This is a genomic window from Mycobacterium sp., from assembly GCF_049647605.1.
Taxonomy (GTDB): Bacteria; Actinomycetota; Actinomycetes; order Mycobacteriales; family Mycobacteriaceae; genus Mycobacterium.
Genome location: NZ_JBARXZ010000211.1, coordinates 1 through 18305, shown reverse-complemented (window position 1 = coordinate 18305; position 18305 = coordinate 1). Strand labels below are relative to the sequence as shown.

Sequence of the window (18305 nt, the reverse complement as noted above, 5' to 3'; positions counted from 1 at the left end):
GCGCACGGGGTCCGCGGCTTGGCCCCGCGTGCGTGTCAACACCATCGACATGGCACCTCCGGTTCACTGTTCGGACCACGGGTTCACTGAATGATATGATAAGCCTTCACGGGCCATGTGTCGATGGTGTTTCGTAAATATCGCGATCATGAAAACGATGTACGGTGCGGCTTTTCCGGGCCGGCTGTCGGTGGCAGGCTGGCATGACTGACGTGTGGGTGGCTCAGCGCGCTGCTTGTCGCGCAGCAGCACCTCGAGCCGGTTTGTGGCATCGCGAAGGCTGTTCACCTCGGCGGTATCGCGGCCGTGAAAAGCGATGTGCGGTGCGGCTTTCCGCGCCGGCTGTGGTTGAGGTCCGTATTACGTGCGCGGTGCCTCAGCGAGCTGCTTGTCGCGCAGCAGCACCTCGAGCCGGTTTGCGGCATTGCGAAGGATGCTCACCGTGGCGTCGACGGGCACTTCGTTCATGCGGAACGTGGGTCCCGAAACCCAGACTGCAAACGATGCGGCGTTGTCGGGGCGCACGGGCACGGCAATCGCCGTCAGGCCGATCTCGAGCTCATCGCGGCAGACAGCAAATCCGTTGGCCAGCACGGTGTCGAGCTCTGTCTCGAAGGCAGCTGCATCGGCGAACGGGAGCTTGGGTTGCGTATCCGCTTCTGCCTCGAACAGTGCTCGAGCTACGTCCCGGTCGCCGTGTGCCAGCATGACCCGCCCGGTGGAGGTGCGCACAGCGCTGAGACGCCGCGGTACGTCTTTTGGAGTGTGGCCGATCTGGTGTGGTCCCCGCATTTCGCGCAGCACGAGCGCCGCATGCTGGTCGAGGCGATCGAGACCGCAGGTCTCCTGCACCTCGGCGGCCACCTCGCGCAGGATCGCATCGATGACCTCCGACACGCGCGCCGCTGACCGTTGACCGGCAACCATCAGAAAGAGGTCAAGTGAGACACGGAACTGTCTGGTCGTTGCGTCCGCTTCGAGCCATCCCTCTTCCTCGAGGACGTTGAGGATGCGGAAGCAGGTGGCCTTCGAGATACCGGTCTCGCGTGCCACCTCCGACAGGCCGATGCCGCCCTCGCGCGCTGCAACCGCGCGGACGATGCGCACGGTCTTCTGGACAAGTCCTGCGTCCTTTGTCACGGTCATGGCGCAATCCTCAGCTGATCGCGCGGGCGACGCGCTCGATTGTGGCAAGCTTGTTGGCGCCCAACGGGTTGAGCACCGTCACTCGGATGCCGGCGTGGTGGAACTCTTCGAGTTTCGCGACGACGTCGCCCGTCGAGCCCGCCGCACACACCCGGTGCACAGCCTCATCGGGCACCAGCCGCATGGCACGCTCGATGTCCGCCGGCGTCGCGGGCCAACCGGCGACCTGCTGGATCTGCTCGACGATTTCGGGCTCGACGCCGGCGTGTTCGGCGATGTGCGGCTGCTGGGCCAGATACATGGTGAGGAAGTTCCTGCATGCGTCGATCGCGCGGTCTGGGTGCTCGTCGTCGACGGCGCATGCGATGACCTGCGTGAGGTCGATCGATGTCGCGCCATCGGTACGGCGCGAGATGCCGCGGTTGATGTGCTCGGAAGCAAAGCCGACATAAGAGACCGGCAGTAGGAAGTCGAGGTAAACACCGTCCATGATCTCGCCGGCGAGTTCCAGCATTCGCGGGCCGACGGCACCTGCGTAGATCGGAATGTCGACAGCGGCGTTCTCCGCGTACATCCGGTCGAAGCGCACCCCGTCCATGTTCACGAACTCGCCGGCGATCGACACCTCCTCGTTGCCGAACAACCGTTGCAACACGTCGACGTACTCGCGCATCGCGGTGACGGGCTTCCGCAGCGGCGTACCGACTTTCGACGCCAGCGGCTCCCACCATGCGCCGATGCCGCAGACGATGCGCCCGGGCGCGATCTCGTCGAGAGTCTTGAAGCTCACCGCCATCAGCGCCGCGTTGCGCGACTTGTTGTTGACGACACCGGAGCCGATGCGCACTGTCGATGTGCGGTGCGCCACCAGCGCCATGATCGTCAGCGCGTCGCGTGTCAATCGACCCTCCGCGACCCACAACGAATCGAACCCGTAGCGCTCGGCCATATCGGCGGCGGCAAGGGTTTCCTCGAGGGTGAACCGCTCGCCGAGATGGATTCCGAGCTGTGGCGTCATCGTGCCTCGTTTCTTGAGTCAGGTGGTCGGGTTGAGGGTGCGGGGCAGGTACTGGCCGCGGCCGACGAGTTCGCCAACCGGTTCGCCGTGTTCTGCGACGAGGGTGCCGCGCAGCCACACGGCGCGCGGGACGCCGCGAACCTGCATGCCCTCGTAAACGCAGTAATCGGCGCGGCTGTGCAGCGAATCGGCGTTCAGGGTGCGCGTCGCGGCGGGATCCCAGATGACGATGTCCGCGTCGTTGCCGACCACCAGCGAGCCCTTTCGGTCGAGACGGAATCGGCGGGCAGGCTCGGTGGCGGTGAGGTCGACGAAGCGGCAGATGTCGAAGCGGCCGCGCCGGACGCCGTGCTCGTGCATCACCATGAGTCGCTCCTCAACACCGGGCACGCCGTTGGGTACGCGGGTGAAGTCGTCATGCACCACCTTCTGGGGCATCAGGTCTTCCGGCTGTGACAGTGTGAAGGCGGCGTGATCGGTGCCGATGGTGTGCAATACGCCCAGTTCGATACCGCGCCAGAGTGACTCCTGGTTGCTCGCCTCGCGGATGGGAGGCGAGCAGACGTGGCCCGCCGCGATGGCGCCGGTGACGTGCGGAGCGTCGGCCGACGCCGCGAGGTACTGCGGGCACGTTTCGGCGCCCACGCGTATGCCCTCGTTGCGCAGGCGCACAAGGACATCGACCGCCGCTCCCGCCGAGACGTGTACGACGAAGAGCTCGCTGTTCGCCTGCTGCGCGAGCGCCGCGGCTCGTTGGATCGCCTCGGCCTCGGCCGCCGCGGGGTGCCCGTGCACGTGCTCGGTGGGGTCGACACGACCGGCGGCGACCAGCCCGGCGATGGCGTCGGCCACCATGTGGCCGTTCTCGGCGTGCACCATTGGCAACACGCCGAGCTCAGAGGCGGCTCGGAACGTGGCAAGTAAGACGTCGTCGCCCACCATGGATCCCGGATACGCCATGAACAGCTTCCAGCTGGCGGCGCCTTCCTCTGTGGCGAGCCGGCGCAACTGCGGGATCGAGTCATCGGTTGCGGCGGTGGCCGGCACGATCGGGTGGAGACCGAAGTCGGTTGCGATGGACTGCTCGGCGCGGTCGCGGCGACGGAGGAAGGCGTCGCGGATTCCGATGTCTGCCGGCGCGCGCACGAAGTCGATGACGGATGTCGTGCCGCCGCAGAGTGCAGCGATCGATCCCGACGTGAAATCGTCGGCCGTGCGTGTCGCACCGCTGGCGACCATGTGTTCGAAGTGTGTGTGCGTGTCGATGCCGCCCGGTAGGAGCATGCAGCCTGTTGCGTCAACGACAGTCGCGCCCGGTGCGTCGAGTGACTCGCCGATGACGGCGATCCGTTCGCCCTTCACCAGTAGATCTGCGCGGACCTGCGACGACGCGCCTACGATCGTTCCGCCACGAAAGAGGGTCTCTGTCATCTCGTCCATTTCATTCAGTGGACCGTCGGTTCACTGAGTGTATCGCATTGCGTTGTTCGGAACGCATCACCAGGACCGATTTCACGGCCAGCTTCACGACGAGCCCGTCGACGGACAGGCCGCGCCAAACATTTGGACTGGAAATCACCCGCAGAAGCACTCGTTGCACAGACCGCTTGAAACCGCCCTGAAGGGCGGTGACGATGCCCGCACGAATCGACATCCAGGCAGTGGGTTCGGTCGCGTTCAGTGAAGAATGCGGAGGTGGATACAGCGTCGGCGCCGGCGGTGGATGGCGGCCATGGCTGTCGGCACTGACGGGGCGGCGCTGGTGGTCCTCGGTGCTCTGTTCTTCTCGCCCGATGCGGGACCGGATCCGGTATCGCAGAACTCTATGGACGGCTTCTGACGGCAGCTACGGCCTCTGGCTTCATTCTCCCGGGATCAGGCACGTCGGCACTCCGGCATTCCGCTGCGGGCGTGCGCGAGGAGCGGGAGACATTGCGGGAGCAGCTATTCCCCGTAGGGAGCTCTCCCGGCTGATCGATGTGGAGCCGGTCGAATGCTGGGCAACTGAAGCGGCGGTGCGCGTCTCCTCAGGTGGCGCGCACCGCCGGCGGGAGCAGGCGTGAGGCCAGCAGGTCACCCCACACGTCGAGCGCTTCGGCTTGATGCGCTGTCGGCCCGGGACGTCCGCCCACCAGGGCTACCAACGCCGCCGCCAGCGCGCCTACACCCACTCCCGTGCGGCGCACTGCGGCCACCAGCTCCTCGAACGCCTCTCGCTCCGAATGGCCCTGCAGAGCGACCAGGACACCGATCGCGATGTCGATCACCCGGCGCGAGTTGTTGTCGTCGTACACCATGGTTGCTCCCTTCAGACCTTCAAACTCATCGTCGGGCGAAGGGCGCACCGGCGGAAGACATCTGCGCACGGTGATGCGGACTCGTGGCTCAGGAAGTCCCTTCGGCGATGCGGCGGACCGCACGGATGAAGACGTCGATCTCGTCGAAGGTGTTGTAGAACGCGAACGACGGGCGCACGGTGGCCTCCAGGCCGAGACGACGCAAGATCGGTTGCGCGCAGTGATGCCCGGCGCGGACCGCGATGCCTTCACTGTTCAACGCTTTACCGACTTCGAGCGGCTCGTGGCCGGCCAGTACAAACGACAACACGCTGGCCTTCTCCTGGGCGGTCCCGACAAGTCGGACGCCGGGGATATCGGCCAACAGGGGAGTGGCGTACTCCAGCAGCGCATGCTCGTGCGCCGCGATGCGTTCGATGCCCACCCGTTCGACGTAGCGCAGCGCCTCGCCCAGGCCCACGGCGTCGGCGATGTTCCCGGTGCCGGCTTCGAACTTGTTCGGCAATCCTTGGTACAGCGACCGTTCCAGTGTCACGTCGGCGATCATGTTGCCGCCGCCCTGCCATGGCGGGGTTTCGTCGAACACCTCCTCGGTGCCGTAGAGCACCCCGATGCCGGTGGGGCCGAAGATCTTGTGACCGGAGAAGACGAAGAAGTCTGCGCCGAGCTTGCTGACGTCGATCGGGATGTGCGGAATGGACTGGGCACCGTCGATGAGCACCCGGGCGCCGTAGCGGTGCCCGAGTTCGACGATCTTGTCCACCGGGGTGACGGTGCCCAGTGCGTTGGAGACCTGGGTGGCGGCAACAAGTTTGGTACGTGGACCCAGCAGCGCCTCGAATTCGCTGAGCAGCAGGTTGCCCGCGTCATCGACGGGGGCAACCCGTAGCACCGCGCCGGTGCGTTGGGACAGCAATTGCCACGGAACGATATTGGCGTGGTGCTCCAGATGGGTGATGACAATCTCGTCGCCGGGTCCGAGGTGTTTGGTGCCCCAGGAGTAGGCCACCAGGTTGATCGCCTCGGTGGTCCCGCGAACGAAGACGATCTGCTCCGATTTGGCCGCTCCGATGAAGCGCCGCACGGTATCGCGGGCCTCTTCGTATGCGTCGGTGGCCCGGGCCGCCAACTCGTGTGCCGCCCGATGGATGTTCGAATTCTCGTGAGCGTAGAAGTACGCCAGCCGGTCGATCACCGCCTGCGGCTTCTGCGTGGTGGCCGCGTTGTCGAACCAGATCAGCGGTTTGCCGTTCACCGTCTCGCGCAGGATCGGGAAATCCGCCCGGATCGAGTTGACGTCGAAGATGTCGTGGTTGTCGTGGACTCGGGGGGTGGGTTGCCGGCCGAAGCCGCGGTGGTTCTCGTCGCCGTGGCCGGGAGGCGCGGCCAGGCCCAGGTCTGCCACCGACGGTGCCGACTGCGGCCATCCCGGGGTCGGGATCCGTGGTGCCGCAGGTGTTCTGGGTGTAGACCCGGCCAGCACTCCCGGAATGGTCGGCACGATCCCGGATGGGACTGCGAACTCGTTCAGGTCGCCCACTGCGTACGGATCCAGCACGCCGGCGCCGGTGTGGGCGGCTGAGGAGCCGGCGCCAGGGTTCGGGAGGTTGCCGCGAGGTGTCAATGGAACCGTTTGTGGCGGAACGGGCTCCGGTCCCGAGGAGGGCAATGTCGGTACCGGAGCAAAAACCGATGGCACCAATCCGGCCAGGGCCGTCGCCGAGGTGGCGGCAGTGACGTCGGGTACCGATCCCCGCGGCGCCACGGTGGTCGACTGCGGCGGAGAATCGGGACCGGGCCGGAAGCTGGCCGCGTACAACTGATTTGCCAGCGTCGCCAGTTCGGCGGCGCTTACCGGCAGCTCGCCCTCGGCGTCTACCGACTTGTACTCACTTGTACTCATGGAACTTGTCCACGGACACGCCATCGAGGACCGCGAGCGCGTCATCGGTCAGCACCGCCAGCGACGTGTACAACGTCACCAGGTACGACGCGATCGCTGACCGGTTGATGCCGGTGAACCGCACCGACAGTCCCGGCGCCTGTTCGCCTACCAATCCCGGTTGGAACAGGCCGACCACGCCTTGGCGTTCCTCGCCGGTGCGGATCAGGATGAACTTCGTTTTGCCGTCTTCGACCGGCACCTTGTCGCTGGGGATGATCGGGATGCCGCGCCAGGTGATGAAATTGCCGCCGAAGAGGTTGACCACCACCGGCGGCACGCCACGGCGTGTGGCTTCACGGCCGAACGCCGCCACACCGAGAGGGTGGGTGAGGATGAAACCCGGCGTCTTCCACACCTTGGTGATCAGCGAATCCAGGTCGTCGGGAGTCGGTGCGCCGCCGAGGGTTTGGATGGTCTGCTCGGGAGTGACCTGTGCCAGCAACCCGTATTCGGGGTTGTTGATCAGCTCGGATTCTTGGCGCTCCTTGATGGTTTCGATGGTCAACCGCAGCTGCTGGGTGATCTGGTCGTGCGGACTCGAATACAGGTCCGAGACGCGGGTGTGCACGTCGAGCAGTGTGGAAATCGTGCGCAGTGTGTATTCACGGGGGCTGGTCTGGTAATCGACGAAGGTCTCCGGCAGCGGCTCCTGCGAACCCACGCCTTCGTCGGCGTGGATCGTGACCTGATCGGGGTTGACGACTCGGTTGACGCGGTAGATACCCGCCTCGACCGGGACCCAGCTCAACACATGTAGCAGCCACCGTGGGGTGATCGTGGACAGTTGCGGGACGGTCTTGGTGGCATTGGCGAGCTGCCGGGCGGCGAGATCGCCGAGCGCCTGTGATTCGTTCTGAGCCGAAGTCATGTGCTTTCCTCCCGAGGGGTTGACGGGCCCATCATGAACGACACCGGGATCCGTTGCCCAGGGTTTGTGAGCATGCTGACCGGAAGGGGTGGGGCCTGGGGCCTTGCGGGATGCCGTATGTTAGGGACATGCACACCGCACAGCCGCGCCTGGTCTTCTCGCGCAGCCTTGTCGTGCGTTGTTGTTGTTGTTGATTCTGACGCCCTGAATTCCCTGCCGCTCCGGCATGCCCTTCGTTGGGCCGCCTGTTGAGCTGCATTGTTCCGAGCCCCCAGAGAGTCAACACTCATGGCTGTTGCCGTCGCATCATCGTTGTTCCCGGTCCGCACCCGCCCGGTTGTGACCGTTCGTCGGCGCGTCCGGCCGCGACCCGTCGTCGACGTCACCCGATTGACCCGCTATCGCGGCGGCACCTACTCACACACGGTGGACACGGTGGTGTTCTCCGACGGGACGTCGGCCCGCACCGACCTCATCCGGCTCAACCCCGGGGTGGAGGCGTACTCGCTGGACTTCTCCGGGGTGGCGCCGAGAACGCCCTCGAGGTATTCGGTGGCGACCTGGATGGCGGTACCGAATCTCCGGGCGCAGGCTCACGAAGCTGAAGTCGACTGGATTCTGCGTAACTCGTTTCCGCGCTTGACGATCAACGAGCTGAGCCGGCGGGTGCGGTCGGCCGGTCACCCGCTCGGGGTGGGAAACATCGCCGAGCATGAAGCCATCGCCGCCACCCAGGCCGCGATCTGGCACTTCACCAACGGGCTCGATCTCGACAATCGGCCGTTGAACCAACCGACCACGTTGCGCCACACCGGTGTACACGTCGTCGCCGAGTTCGAGAGCTCGCCGGAGTTGGGTGGTTATTCGGCTGACGTCATCGCCGACGTGCCGGTGACGATACGGCTGGAGAAGTCCGCCGACGGACAGGATTGGCGCCCCGTGGCGTCTTCGGAGCTGACGGTGTCGGCCGGGGTCGGCCGCGGCGCGAAGACACTCGGGGTCGGTGCCACCGTGTCGACTCGCCGGCCCGGCGAGGCCGATCGTGGCTACCGGTTCTATCGGCTGACGGCGACCGGTGGCGTGCTCGGTGAGGTCGGGTTTCGCCTTGCCGGCTCGGGGCGTTACCGCAATCCAGAGCGCACGGTGGCGCTGTACAACCACTTGCTGGACGGTGCCCGAGCTGCGCGTGCGGAAACGGTTGTGCCTCAGTTGGATTCGTCGCGAACCGAGGTGGATAACGGGTTGATCGGGCCGTTTCGGCTCGACGTCACGCATTCGGCGGCGCTGTCCGCCCCGCATGCTGATCTGGTGGACCACCGTGGCCGCCAGATCGAGGGTGCGCTCACCCCCGGGCAGGAGTTCTACCTTCGGCCCCGGGACGGCGCCACCGCAACTGTCGTGACGGTGACGGTGCCGGGTGCCGACGACGGGTACGGAGGTCGGGTGGTGACCGGCGTGGCCCGTGACGAGGCGTCACAGCAGTTCACCCCGCTGGCCCTGGCAGTGGCTGCGCAACTGGTCATCGATTTTGCCGTGCACTGGTCCTGACCACCACTTCCAATTTCCCGCGAGCGCGCGTGTCTGTACGCCGACACGCGAGGCCATGCGTACAAAGACGCGCGCTCGCGGGGGCGGACCTCAACCTCCCAGCGCCGAATCATCCTTGCGCAGAAGCTGTTCGACGTTGTCGCGGAGCACCTCCAGCGCGGCTACGTCGGCGTCGTCGTAGTCGCGGGCCCGATCGTCGAGTACACAGACCGTCCCGACGACGCCGCCGTCGGGACCATGCACCGCCAGCCCCAGATAGTTGTGCAGGCCGAACTCCACCTCGTCTTCGTTACCGGCAAAGGTCTGGTCGACGCGCGAATCCTTGACGAACAAGGCCGCATCGGTGTTGACCACGCGTTCGCAGTACAGCGGAACCCGACTGGGGTCGGTGCCGGCCTTGGCTCCCGCCGCTCCGACGGTGTAGTGCTTGGCGGCCGCGCCCGCTGTTGCCGCCACCACCATCGAGTCTGGCTCGGAACGCATCACCAGGACGGATTTCACGCCCAGCTTCTCGACGAGTCCGTCGAGGTCGGCGGACAGGTCGGTCAGCCCGGGTGTGGTGTCAGTGGCGGGTGTCGGCTCGTTGGTCATCAGCCGATGGTGCGGGGTGGCGGCCGATCGTGCAACGGTTGCGCTCACGACGAGCGCACGCCTTTGTACGCACGACGCGGCGTGTCTGCGTACAAACACGCGCGCTCGCGCTGAGGGGGAGACGGTTGGCTCACATGGGGGCGTTGGCGGGTTGGAAGGCGCCGGAGGCGTCGGCTTCCTCCTCGGCGCGGATCACGTGGACGACAGCGTTGATCAGCGCCAGATGGGTGAAGGCCTGCGGGAAGTTGCCCAGATGCCGGCCGGTGCGCGGCTCGATCTCCTCGGCGTACAGATGCAGAGGGCTGGCGAACGACAGCAGCCGTTCGCACAGATGCCGGGCCCGGTGGATCTCACCGATCTCGACCAGCGCCGACACCAACCAGAACGAGCAGATGGTGAAAGTGCCCTCCTCGCCGGAGAGCCCGTCGTCGGTCTCCTCGACGCGGTAGCGCAGCACCAGTCCGTCTTCGGTGAGCTCGTCGGCGATGGCCAGCACTGTTGCCCGGATCCGGGGATCGTCCGGGGGCAGGAACCGGGTCAGGACGGCCAGCAGCAGCGAGGCGTCCAGTGCGTCGTCGCCGTATCGCTGGGTCAGCACCCCACGGGAGTCGACACCGTGGGTCAGGATGTCGGCCTTGATCTCCTCGGCGATGGCCCGCCACTGCTGGGCGTAGCTCTTCTCGCCTTCGAGCTCGGCCAACTTCGACCCGCGGTCCAGCGCCACCCAGCACATGATCTTGCTGGAGGTGAAGTGCTGGGCTTCGCCGCGGACCTCCCAGATGCCGCGGTCGGGTTCCTTCCAGTGCTTGACGGCCTCTTCGACCTGCTCTTTGAGGACCGGCCACAAGGTCTCGGGAATCTGCTCGCGGGACTTGGTGTGCAGATACACCGAGTCCAGCATGGTTCCCCAGATGTCGTGTTGCATCTGGTCGTAGGCGCCGTTGCCGATCCGGACGGGTCGGGCGTTGTCGTAACCGGACAGGTGCAGCAGCTCGGCTTCCTCGAGACTGCGTTCGCCGCCGACGCCGTACATCACCTGCAGCGGATGCCGTTCACCGTTGTTGGCGCCGGACACGTCGGCGATGAAGGCGAAGAAGTCGTCGGCCTCGCGGTCCAGCCCCAGGGTGTAGAGCCCCCACAAGGCGAAGGTGGAGTCGCGGACCCACGCGTAGCGGTAATCCCAGTTGCGTTCGCCTTGCGGGGTCTCCGGCAGCGAGGTGGTGCTGGCGGCCAGCAGCGCACCGGTCGGGGAGTAGGTCAGCCCTTTCAGGGTCAGCGCGCTGCGCTGCAGGTAGGACCGCCACGGGTGGTCGGGGAAGTCGCCGATGTTGATCCATTGGCGCCAGCATTCGCTGGTCTTCCACATCTTGTCCGCGGCCTCCTCGAAGGACTGCGGCGCGGGATGCTTGGACCAACTGAGGGCGACGAACACGTTGTCGCCCTCGGTGAGGCGGGTCCGGGCCCGGGCCTCGTGCCCTTCCAGGCCGAGCCGCAGGTTTGTGGTCAGGCGCAGGGTGGGATGGGCGTCGGGGTTGCGGCCGGCGCGGGCGATCGCTTCGCCGTAGGCGGGTCCCGAATACTCCCACTTGGCGGGGTTGCGGTGATAGTCGAACGACGGTTCGCAGCTCATCACCAGTTCGACGGTGCCGCTGACGCAGCGCACCGTCCGAAGCAGGATGTGTTCGGCATCCCAGTCCATCGGGGTGCGGCGGTGCGTGCGTGACCGTGACTCGATGTCATGCCACGGACCCATCACCAGCGCCTCGCGGACGATCACCCAGCCGGTGTGCGTCTGCCAGGTGGTCTCCAGGATGAGGCTACCGGGCAGGTAGCGGCGCGCCGCGGGAACCGACACCCCGTAAGGGCCGAGCCGGAAATGCCCGGCGCCGCGATCCAGGATCGCGCCGAACACGCTGGGTGAATCGGGGCGCGGAACACACAGCCACTCGATGGACCCGGCCGAGGACACCAGGCAGGTGTTCTCGCAGTCGGACAGGAATCCGTAGTCGGCGATCGGCGGGAACGGATTGCGCAGCGCCGCCGCCGACGCGTACGGCACCGGGGCGGTCACGGTCAACGGTGGTTCGGAGTCAGATCGAACTCCGTCGGTGGCGCTGTCTCCGGTCTCGATGTCGAGCGTCATGCCGCCCATCATTGTGTGCCGACGCGCCTGCCGTCCACCCGTGGAGCTGCCGGGCGCGTCGTGGCCGTTGGTCAGCGCCGGGCGAAGGCCGGTGCGTGCTCCGGGAGCGGACCGATCGCCACTCCGTAAGCGGCGATGCGGGTCAGGACGGGGAAGCGGTTCGCCAGACGCAGGGTCCGCGGTGGCCCCCCATCGGCCGGACGGTTGGATGCCAGACCACGGGAGATGATGTTGTCGTGGACAAACCGTTGCACCCGCTGGATTAGTGCGGCCGGCAGCCAGCGCCGGGCCTGCACCAAGGCCAGATGCCGGCTGGACAGCGTCCCGGACTGCAGCGGCCCGGCCAGGATGCGCGCGGCGGCCACCGCGTCAGCGATTGCCAGGTTGATGCCGACGCCACCGACCGGTGACATCGCGTGCGCGGCGTCGCCGAGGAACAGGATGCCGTCGGCATACCATTTCCGGAGTCGATTCAATTGCACGTCAAGTAGTTTGACGTCGTCGAACGATTGCAGACTCCCCACCCGATCGGCCACCCAGGGGACCAGAGCGGTGACGCGCCGGCGCAGCGAGTCGATGCCTTCGGCCCGCAGCACGGCATCGGAGCCCTTCTTGATCAGATAGGCGATCTGGAAGTAGTCGCCACGATCGATCATCGCCACGGCCTGGCCGCGCTCGAACCGGCCGTTGAGTCCAGTGGGGTCGTCCTCGTGGCGTGGCAGCCGGAACCACCACACGTCCATCGGGGCGCCGAAACTGCGTGGCAGGAACCCGGTCGCGGTCCGCAGGGTCGACGCCCGCCCGTCGCAACCCACCGTCAGCGTCGCGCGCATCCGTTGGTCCCGGCCTGCGGCGTCGCGGTAGTGCACGCCGACCACCCGCCCGCCCTGGTACCACGGTCTGAGAACCTCGGTGTTGCGCAGCAGCCGGAAGGCCGGTTCGGTGGCCGCGGCGGTGGCCAGCATCTCCAGGAAGTCCCACTGTGGCACCAACGCGATGTGCTGATGAGTGCCCGGCAGATGTTGCAGGCTCAGCGACAGACTGCCGCCCGATACCACCACGTTCACCCGGTCGATCATCCGATGGGGTAGCGCGGCGAAGGTGGTGGCGAGCCCGAGTTCGTCGAGCAGGCGCAGCGTGCTGGCGTGCACGGTGTCACCGCGGAAGTCGCGGAGGAAGTCGGCGTGCTTCTCCATCACGGTCACGTTGATTCCGGCCCGGGCCAACAACAGGGCCAATGTCATGCCGGCCGGACCGCCGCCGGCGATCAGGCAGGTGGTGGAATCCTCACCGGTGTCCGCCGTGCCCACCCCTAGATCGTAGGGTGGTGGTGATGTCTGGCGTACTGAGTTGGTGGGACGGCGTGGAATTGTGGCTGACGGGCCGCGGCTTTGTGCTGCAGACCGTCGTGGTGATGCCCGTGGTTCTCACCCTCGCCTACGCGGTCGCGGTGGCGCTCGATGCGCTGGTGGGTAACGGCAGCCGGTTGTTGCATCGGTTCCGCGGCGATGGTGGTGGCCGGCGGTGAACGGTATGCCTCGATCCCGGGTGACGTTGATCCTCGTGCTTCTCATGATTTTTGTTGTCGTGATGTGGCTGGTGACCAGGTAGCAGCACGTTCTTGCGCTGTCGGTTGCGCAAGATTCTGCTACGCTTCCGCCCATGCGTTCGGCGACCAGCATCACGATGGGCCACTCCGTGCCCGGTGTTGCTGATGAATTCTTCGCCGCCGCAGTCGTGTGTTGTTGTCGCTGACTCCTGCCCGCTTGCGGTCTGGTGTTGGGTGACGAGCGTTTTCAGCGCACCGAACTTCTACATCTCCTCTCCGTGTGGCGGGAACACAACCTGCTGATTCCCACGGAAAGGTCTCTTCATGCAGAACCCCTTGTCGTCCGCGCGACGGTGGCGCGCTGCCACGGCGCTTGCCCTGGCCGCCACGCTCGTCTCCGCCTGCGGTGGCGGCGCGAGCGACGTCGCCGGTGACAGCGCTGGACCTGCAGCCGACACCACCTTGACCTTGGTGGCTTTTGCGGTGCCGGAACCGGGCTGGGCCAAGGTGACGCCGGGCTTTGCAGCCACTGAGGAGGGAAAAGGTATCGGGGTCACCGGGTCCTACGGTGCCTCCGGGGATCAGTCGCGGGCGGTCGAGGCCGGTAAGCCCGCCGACCTGGTGAACTTCTCCGTCGAACCCGACATCACGCGGCTGGTGAAGGCCGGTCTGGTCGACGAGGACTGGAATGCCGGTGAATACAAAGGACTTCCGTTCGGGTCTGTGGTGACTTTTGCTGTGCGGGAGGGCAATCCGAAGAATCTCCGCACCTGGGATGACCTGCTGCAGCCGGGTGTCGAGGTGATCACGCCCAGCCCGTTGAGCTCGGGAGCGGCCAAGTGGAATCTCCTGGCGCCCTACGCCTATGCCAGCAACGGTGGCCAGAACCCGCAGGCCGGCATCGATTTTGTCAACAAACTGGTCACCGAGCACGTGAAGCTGCGCCCTGGCTCCGGCCGAGAAGCCACCGATGTGTTCCAGAAGGGCAGCGGCGATGTGCTGCTGGCCTACGAGAACGAGGCGCTGAACTTCAACCTGGAGCACGTGAACCCGCCGCAGACCTTCAAGATCGAAAATCCCGTCGCGGTGGTCAACACCAGTAAGCACCTGGACAAGGCAAAGGAATTTGTCGACTACCAGTACACCGAGGATGCCCAGCGGCTGTGGGCACAAGCGGGCTTCCGTCCGTCCAACACCGAGGTGCTCGCCGAGTTCGCCGACAAGTTCCCGGCTCCGGAGAAGCTGTGGACGATCGCCGACCTGGGTGGCTGGAGCACCGTCGACCCTGAGCTGTTCGACAAGGACAACGGCACCATCACCAACATCTACAAGAAGGCCACCGGATGACCTCTGTCGTCGATCCGAATCCTGAGGCCAGTCGGCCTGAGCTGACGGAGGGCGGTGCCGCTGCGGGCCGCCGTCTGCGGGGGCACCGCGGTGCGGGCCTGCAGATCGGTGTCACGGTGCTGTGGCTGTCCCTGATCGTCCTGCTGCCGCTGGCGGCGATCCTGTGGACATCGGTCGGCGGTGGCCCGGCTGCATTCTGGGATGCGGTGACCTCTCCGTCGGCCATCGCCTCGTTCCGGGTGACTTTGGTCATCTCGACCATCGTGACGGTGGTCAACGTCGTGTTCGGCGTGCTGATCGCCTGGGTGCTGGTGCGTGACGAGTTCCCGTTCAAACGGGTGGTCGACGCGCTGATCGATCTGCCGTTTGCGCTGCCGACGATCGTGGCCAGCCTGGTCCTGCTGGCCCTCTACGGTCCGATGAGCCCGGTCGGGATCCACATCCAGCACACCGCGTGGGGTGTTGGCCTGGCGCTGGCGTTTGTCACGCTGCCGTTTGTGGTCCGTGCCGTGCAGCCGGTGCTGCTCGAACTGGACCGTGAGGTCGAGGAGGCGGCGGCGTCGTTGGGTGCCAGTAACGCCACGATCTTCAGTCGGGTGATCCTGCCCGCGCTGGCTCCGGCGTTGCTGTCCGGCGCCGGGCTGGCGTTCTCCCGGGCGATCGGCGAGTTCGGCTCGATCGTCTTGATCGGCGGCGCCATCCCCGGCAAGACCGAGGTGTCCTCGCAGTGGATCCGCACGCTCATCGAAAACGATGACCGGGTGGGGGCTGCGGCGATCTCGATCGTGCTGCTGCTCATCTCGTTTGTGGTGCTCTTCATCCTGCGTTTCTTCGGTGCCCGGGCGGCGAAGCGGGAAGCGGCGGCACGATGATCCTCTCGACGCCGACGCGGCTGATCCTGCGGATTGTCGCGTCCCTCTACATCTTTGCGTTGTTGGTGGTGCCGCTGGGGTCCATTTTGTGGCGCAGCTTCGGTGCCGGGCTGGGTGCGTTCTGGGATTCGATCACCACCCCGGCGGCCCAATCGGCGCTGTCGCTGTCGCTGCTGGTGGTCGCCATCGTCGTCCCGTTGAATGTGCTGTTCGGAGTACCGACCGCAATCGTGTTGGCGCGCAGAAAGTTCCGCGGCAAGAACGCTCTGCAGGCGGCGATCGACCTGCCGTTTGCGGTGTCACCGGTGGTGATCGGTGTCGCGTTGATCGTGTTGTGGGGCACGGCCGGGTTGTTCGGATTCGTGGAGAACAGTTGGGGCCTGAAGATCATCTTCGGCTTCCCCGGCATCGTGCTGGCCAGCCTGTTCGTCACCATTCCGTTTGTCATCCGCGAGGTGGAACCGGTTCTGCACGAGATCGGAACCGAGCAGGAGGAAGCGTCGGCCACCCTGGGGGCCACCTGGTGGCAGACGTTCTGGCGGATCACGCTGCCGTCGATCCGGTGGGGTCTGACCTACGGCGTGGTACTCACGGTCGCCCGGACCCTTGGAGAGTTCGGTGCGGTGCTGATGGTGGCATCGAACCTGCCCGGTCAGTCTCAGACGCTGACCCTGCTGGTTCATGACCGATACACCCGCGGTGACGATTATGGTGCCTACACCATCTCCACGGTGTTGATGGCGGTGGCGTTGATCGTGCTGGTGGCCCAGATCTTGTTCGATGCGCAACGTTCGCGCGTCAAGACTGATGACTGAGAAGGTGAACCGACTCCCATGACTTCCAACACAACCGACGCGATCGTGGTGAAAGGCGCCAACAAGCATTACGGCGACTTCGCTGCACTCGACAATGTCGACTTCACGGTGCCCAAGGGTTCGCTCACCTCGCTGCTGGGACCCAGTGGCTCGGGCAAGTCGACGCTGCTGCGGGCGATCGCCGGTCTGGACCAGCCCGACACCGGATCGATTGTGATCAACGGCCGCGATGTCACAAACGAGCCGCCACAGCGACGGGGTATCGGCTTCGTGTTCCAGCACTACGCCGCGTTCAAACACCTGACCGTGCGGGACAACGTGGCCTTCGGGCTCAAGATCCGCAAGCGTCCCAAGGATGAGGTCAAGCGCAAGGTCGACGAGCTGCTCGAGGTGGTCGGCCTGGCCGGGTTCCGGACGCGCTACCCGGCGCAGCTCTCCGGTGGGCAGCGCCAGCGGATGGCGCTGGCGCGGGCGCTGGCCATCGATCCCGAGGTGTTGCTGCTCGACGAGCCGTTCGGCGCGTTGGACGCCAAGGTCCGTGAGGATTTGCGGCTGTGGTTGCGCCGGTTGCACAACGAGGTGAACGTGACGACGGTGTTGGTCACCCATGACCAGGCCGAGGCCCTCGACGTCTCGGACCGGATCGCGGTGCTCAACAAGGGGCGCATCGAACAGGTCGGCACGCCCACCGAGGTGTACGACCAGCCCGAGAGCGAATTCGTGCTGGGATTCCTCGGTGCAGTCGCCTCGTTGCACGGCACGCTGGTGCGGCCTCACGATATCCGCGTCGGACGCAATCCGGAGATGGCGGTGGCCAGTTCGACCGTCGAAGGCGCGTACGTCAGCCCGGTCGTGAAGGCGACCATCGACCGGGTGGTCAAGCTGGGTTTTGAAGTCCGGGTCGAGTTGACCGACGACGAGACCCGCTCGCCGTTCACCGCGCAGATCACCCGTGGTGACTCCGAGGCCTTGGGCTTGCGCTCCGGTGACACGGTGTATGTCCGTGCCACCCGGGTGCCGCTGATCGCCGGCGAGGTGCAGTCCGGCACCCGGCCCATCGAGCAGAGCTCTCTCGCCTGATCTCCGGCCATACCGGACGGCGACCTATGATCGGCACGAGCCGTCATGGAAGGGGCTGCCGTTATGACTCGCTCGCGCCTGCGCACTGCTGTCGCGGTGGCGCTGTGCGCCACGGTGGTGGCGGCCTGCGGTGACGAGAACTCCGCCGCCAATGGCGCCGCCGAAGGCACCCGGCTCTATCTGGTCGCCTACTCCGTGGCGGAGCCGGGCTGGAGCGCGATCCTTCCGGCCTTCGCCGACACTCCGGCAGGCCGCAAGGTGGAGGTCCGGACGTCTTACGGTGCCTCCGGGAACAAGTCGCATGCGGTGGTCGACGGGCTGGTTGCCGATATCGTCAATTTCTCCGACGAGCCCGACGTCACTCGTCTGGTCAGTGCCGAAATGGTGCCTGCCGACTGGAATTCCGATGCGACCCGGGGAATCCCGTTCGGGTCGGTGGTCTCGCTGGTGGTCCGCCAAGGCAATCCCGAGAACATCCGCGGCTGGGATGACCTGCTTCGGCCGGGAGTGGAGGTGGTGACGCCGAACCCGCTGACCTCGGGCTCGGCGAAGTGGAACCTGTTGGCCCCGTATGCCGTCAAGAGCCACGGGGGCCAGGATCCGGACGCGGGCCTCGAGTATGTCGACCAGTTGCTGTCCGAGCATGTCCGGGTTTGGCCGGAGTCGGCGGCCGAGGCCGCCGACTTGTTCCTCGAGGGGACCGGTGACGTCCTGTTGAGCTACGAGAACGAAGCGATCCGCGTGCAGCGCGACGGGGATCCGATCGAGTACGTCAACCCGCTCGAGACTTTCAAGATCGAGAATCCGGTGGCGGTGCTGTCCAGCGGAACCCACGTCACGCAGGCGACCGCGCTGAAGAACTTCCTCTTCACCCCGCAGGGGCAACGGATCTGGGCGCAGGCGGGCTTTCGCCCGGTCGATCCTGCTGTCGCACAGGAGTTCTCCGGCCAGTTCCCCCCGGTGCCGAAGCTGTGGACGATCGACGACCTCGGCGGCTGGGAGGCTGTCGAGCCGGCCTTGTTCGACAAGGACCACGGGGCGATCACGACGATCTATCAGCGCGCGACGGGCTGATCCCCCGTGAGC

At 66.0% G+C, this 18305-nt stretch carries 16 protein-coding genes; 7 read left to right on the top strand and 9 right to left on the bottom strand.

What is annotated here, in order from left to right:
• Positions 1 to 360: 360 nt before the first annotated feature.
• The 6 genes from WBB07_RS26355 to WBB07_RS26330 all read right to left on the bottom strand — a co-directional run bounded on the left by WBB07_RS26355 (position 361) and on the right by WBB07_RS26330 (position 7274).
• The gene (locus tag WBB07_RS26355) at positions 361 to 1107 is read right to left on the bottom strand and encodes an IclR family transcriptional regulator (protein WP_526312158.1); all 747 of its coding nucleotides are present in this window, start codon (positions 1105 to 1107) and stop codon (positions 361 to 363) included.
• Between the two features lie 49 nt (positions 1108 to 1156).
• Complete coding sequence (locus WBB07_RS26350) at positions 1157 to 2164, bottom strand: LLM class flavin-dependent oxidoreductase (protein ID WP_526312156.1); 1008 nt, start codon at positions 2162 to 2164, stop codon at positions 1157 to 1159.
• A gap of 18 nt (positions 2165 to 2182) precedes the next feature.
• Entirely contained in the window at positions 2183 to 3595 is a 1413-nt protein-coding gene (hydA, locus tag WBB07_RS26345) for a dihydropyrimidinase (protein WP_526312154.1), read from the bottom strand.
• 596 nt (positions 3596 to 4191) lie between these two features.
• Entirely contained in the window at positions 4192 to 4461 is a 270-nt protein-coding gene (locus WBB07_RS26340) for an ANTAR domain-containing protein (protein ID WP_526312152.1), read from the bottom strand.
• An 88-nt stretch (positions 4462 to 4549) separates the two neighbouring features.
• The gene (locus WBB07_RS26335) at positions 4550 to 6364 is read right to left on the bottom strand and encodes a family 2A encapsulin nanocompartment cargo protein cysteine desulfurase (protein WP_526312150.1); all 1815 of its coding nucleotides are present in this window, start codon (positions 6362 to 6364) and stop codon (positions 4550 to 4552) included.
• A complete protein-coding gene (locus WBB07_RS26330) occupies positions 6351 to 7274 on the bottom strand; it encodes a family 2A encapsulin nanocompartment shell protein (protein ID WP_526312148.1) in 924 nt (307 codons plus the stop codon). The genes WBB07_RS26335 and WBB07_RS26330 overlap by 14 nt, the downstream gene beginning before the upstream one ends.
• A 288-nt stretch (positions 7275 to 7562) precedes the next feature.
• Here WBB07_RS26330 and WBB07_RS26325 point away from each other — a divergent pair, with 288 nt between their 5' ends.
• Complete coding sequence (locus tag WBB07_RS26325; protein WP_526312146.1) at positions 7563 to 8822, top strand: thioester domain-containing protein; 1260 nt, start codon at positions 7563 to 7565, stop codon at positions 8820 to 8822.
• 90 nt (positions 8823 to 8912) lie between these two features.
• Here the strand turns inward: WBB07_RS26325 and WBB07_RS26320 are convergent, their stop codons facing one another.
• The 3 genes from WBB07_RS26320 to WBB07_RS26310 form a co-directional block, all read right to left on the bottom strand.
• Positions 8913 to 9413, bottom strand: a complete 501-nt coding sequence (locus tag WBB07_RS26320) for a GAF domain-containing protein (protein ID WP_526312144.1) — start codon at positions 9411 to 9413, stop codon at positions 8913 to 8915.
• Positions 9414 to 9543: 130 nt separating this feature from the next.
• On the bottom strand, positions 9544 to 11556 hold the full coding sequence (locus WBB07_RS26315; RefSeq protein ID WP_526312142.1) for a glycoside hydrolase family 15 protein: 2013 nt from the start codon (positions 11554 to 11556) through the stop codon (positions 9544 to 9546).
• Positions 11557 to 11627: 71 nt separating this feature from the next.
• Positions 11628 to 12800, bottom strand: coding sequence for an FAD-dependent oxidoreductase (locus WBB07_RS26310; protein WP_526312160.1), 1173 nt, complete (start codon positions 12798 to 12800; stop codon positions 11628 to 11630).
• 89 nt (positions 12801 to 12889) lie between these two features.
• Here WBB07_RS26310 and WBB07_RS26305 point away from each other — a divergent pair, with 89 nt between their 5' ends.
• From WBB07_RS26305 to WBB07_RS26280, 6 genes are all read left to right on the top strand, one after another.
• Complete coding sequence (locus tag WBB07_RS26305) at positions 12890 to 13084, top strand: hypothetical protein (RefSeq protein ID WP_526312140.1); 195 nt, start codon at positions 12890 to 12892, stop codon at positions 13082 to 13084.
• A 345-nt stretch (positions 13085 to 13429) separates the two neighbouring features.
• The gene (locus WBB07_RS26300; protein WP_526312138.1) at positions 13430 to 14452 is read left to right on the top strand and encodes an extracellular solute-binding protein; all 1023 of its coding nucleotides are present in this window, start codon (positions 13430 to 13432) and stop codon (positions 14450 to 14452) included.
• Positions 14449 to 15324 carry a sulfate ABC transporter permease subunit CysT gene (cysT, locus tag WBB07_RS26295; protein WP_526312136.1) on the top strand — a complete coding sequence of 292 codons (876 nt, stop codon included), beginning with the start codon at positions 14449 to 14451 and terminating at the stop codon, positions 15322 to 15324. Before WBB07_RS26300 ends, cysT begins: the two co-directional genes overlap by 4 nt.
• Positions 15321 to 16139 carry a sulfate ABC transporter permease subunit CysW gene (cysW, locus tag WBB07_RS26290; RefSeq protein ID WP_526312134.1) on the top strand — a complete coding sequence of 273 codons (819 nt, stop codon included), beginning with the start codon at positions 15321 to 15323 and terminating at the stop codon, positions 16137 to 16139. The genes cysT and cysW overlap by 4 nt, the downstream gene beginning before the upstream one ends.
• 18 nt (positions 16140 to 16157) lie before the next feature.
• Positions 16158 to 17219 (top strand): sulfate/molybdate ABC transporter ATP-binding protein, encoded by a 1062-nt coding sequence (locus WBB07_RS26285; RefSeq protein ID WP_526312132.1) that lies wholly within the window; start codon positions 16158 to 16160, stop codon positions 17217 to 17219.
• Between the two features lie 63 nt (positions 17220 to 17282).
• Positions 17283 to 18293 (top strand): sulfate ABC transporter substrate-binding protein, encoded by a 1011-nt coding sequence (locus WBB07_RS26280; RefSeq protein ID WP_526312130.1) that lies wholly within the window; start codon positions 17283 to 17285, stop codon positions 18291 to 18293.
• Positions 18294 to 18305: the final 12 nt, after the last annotated feature.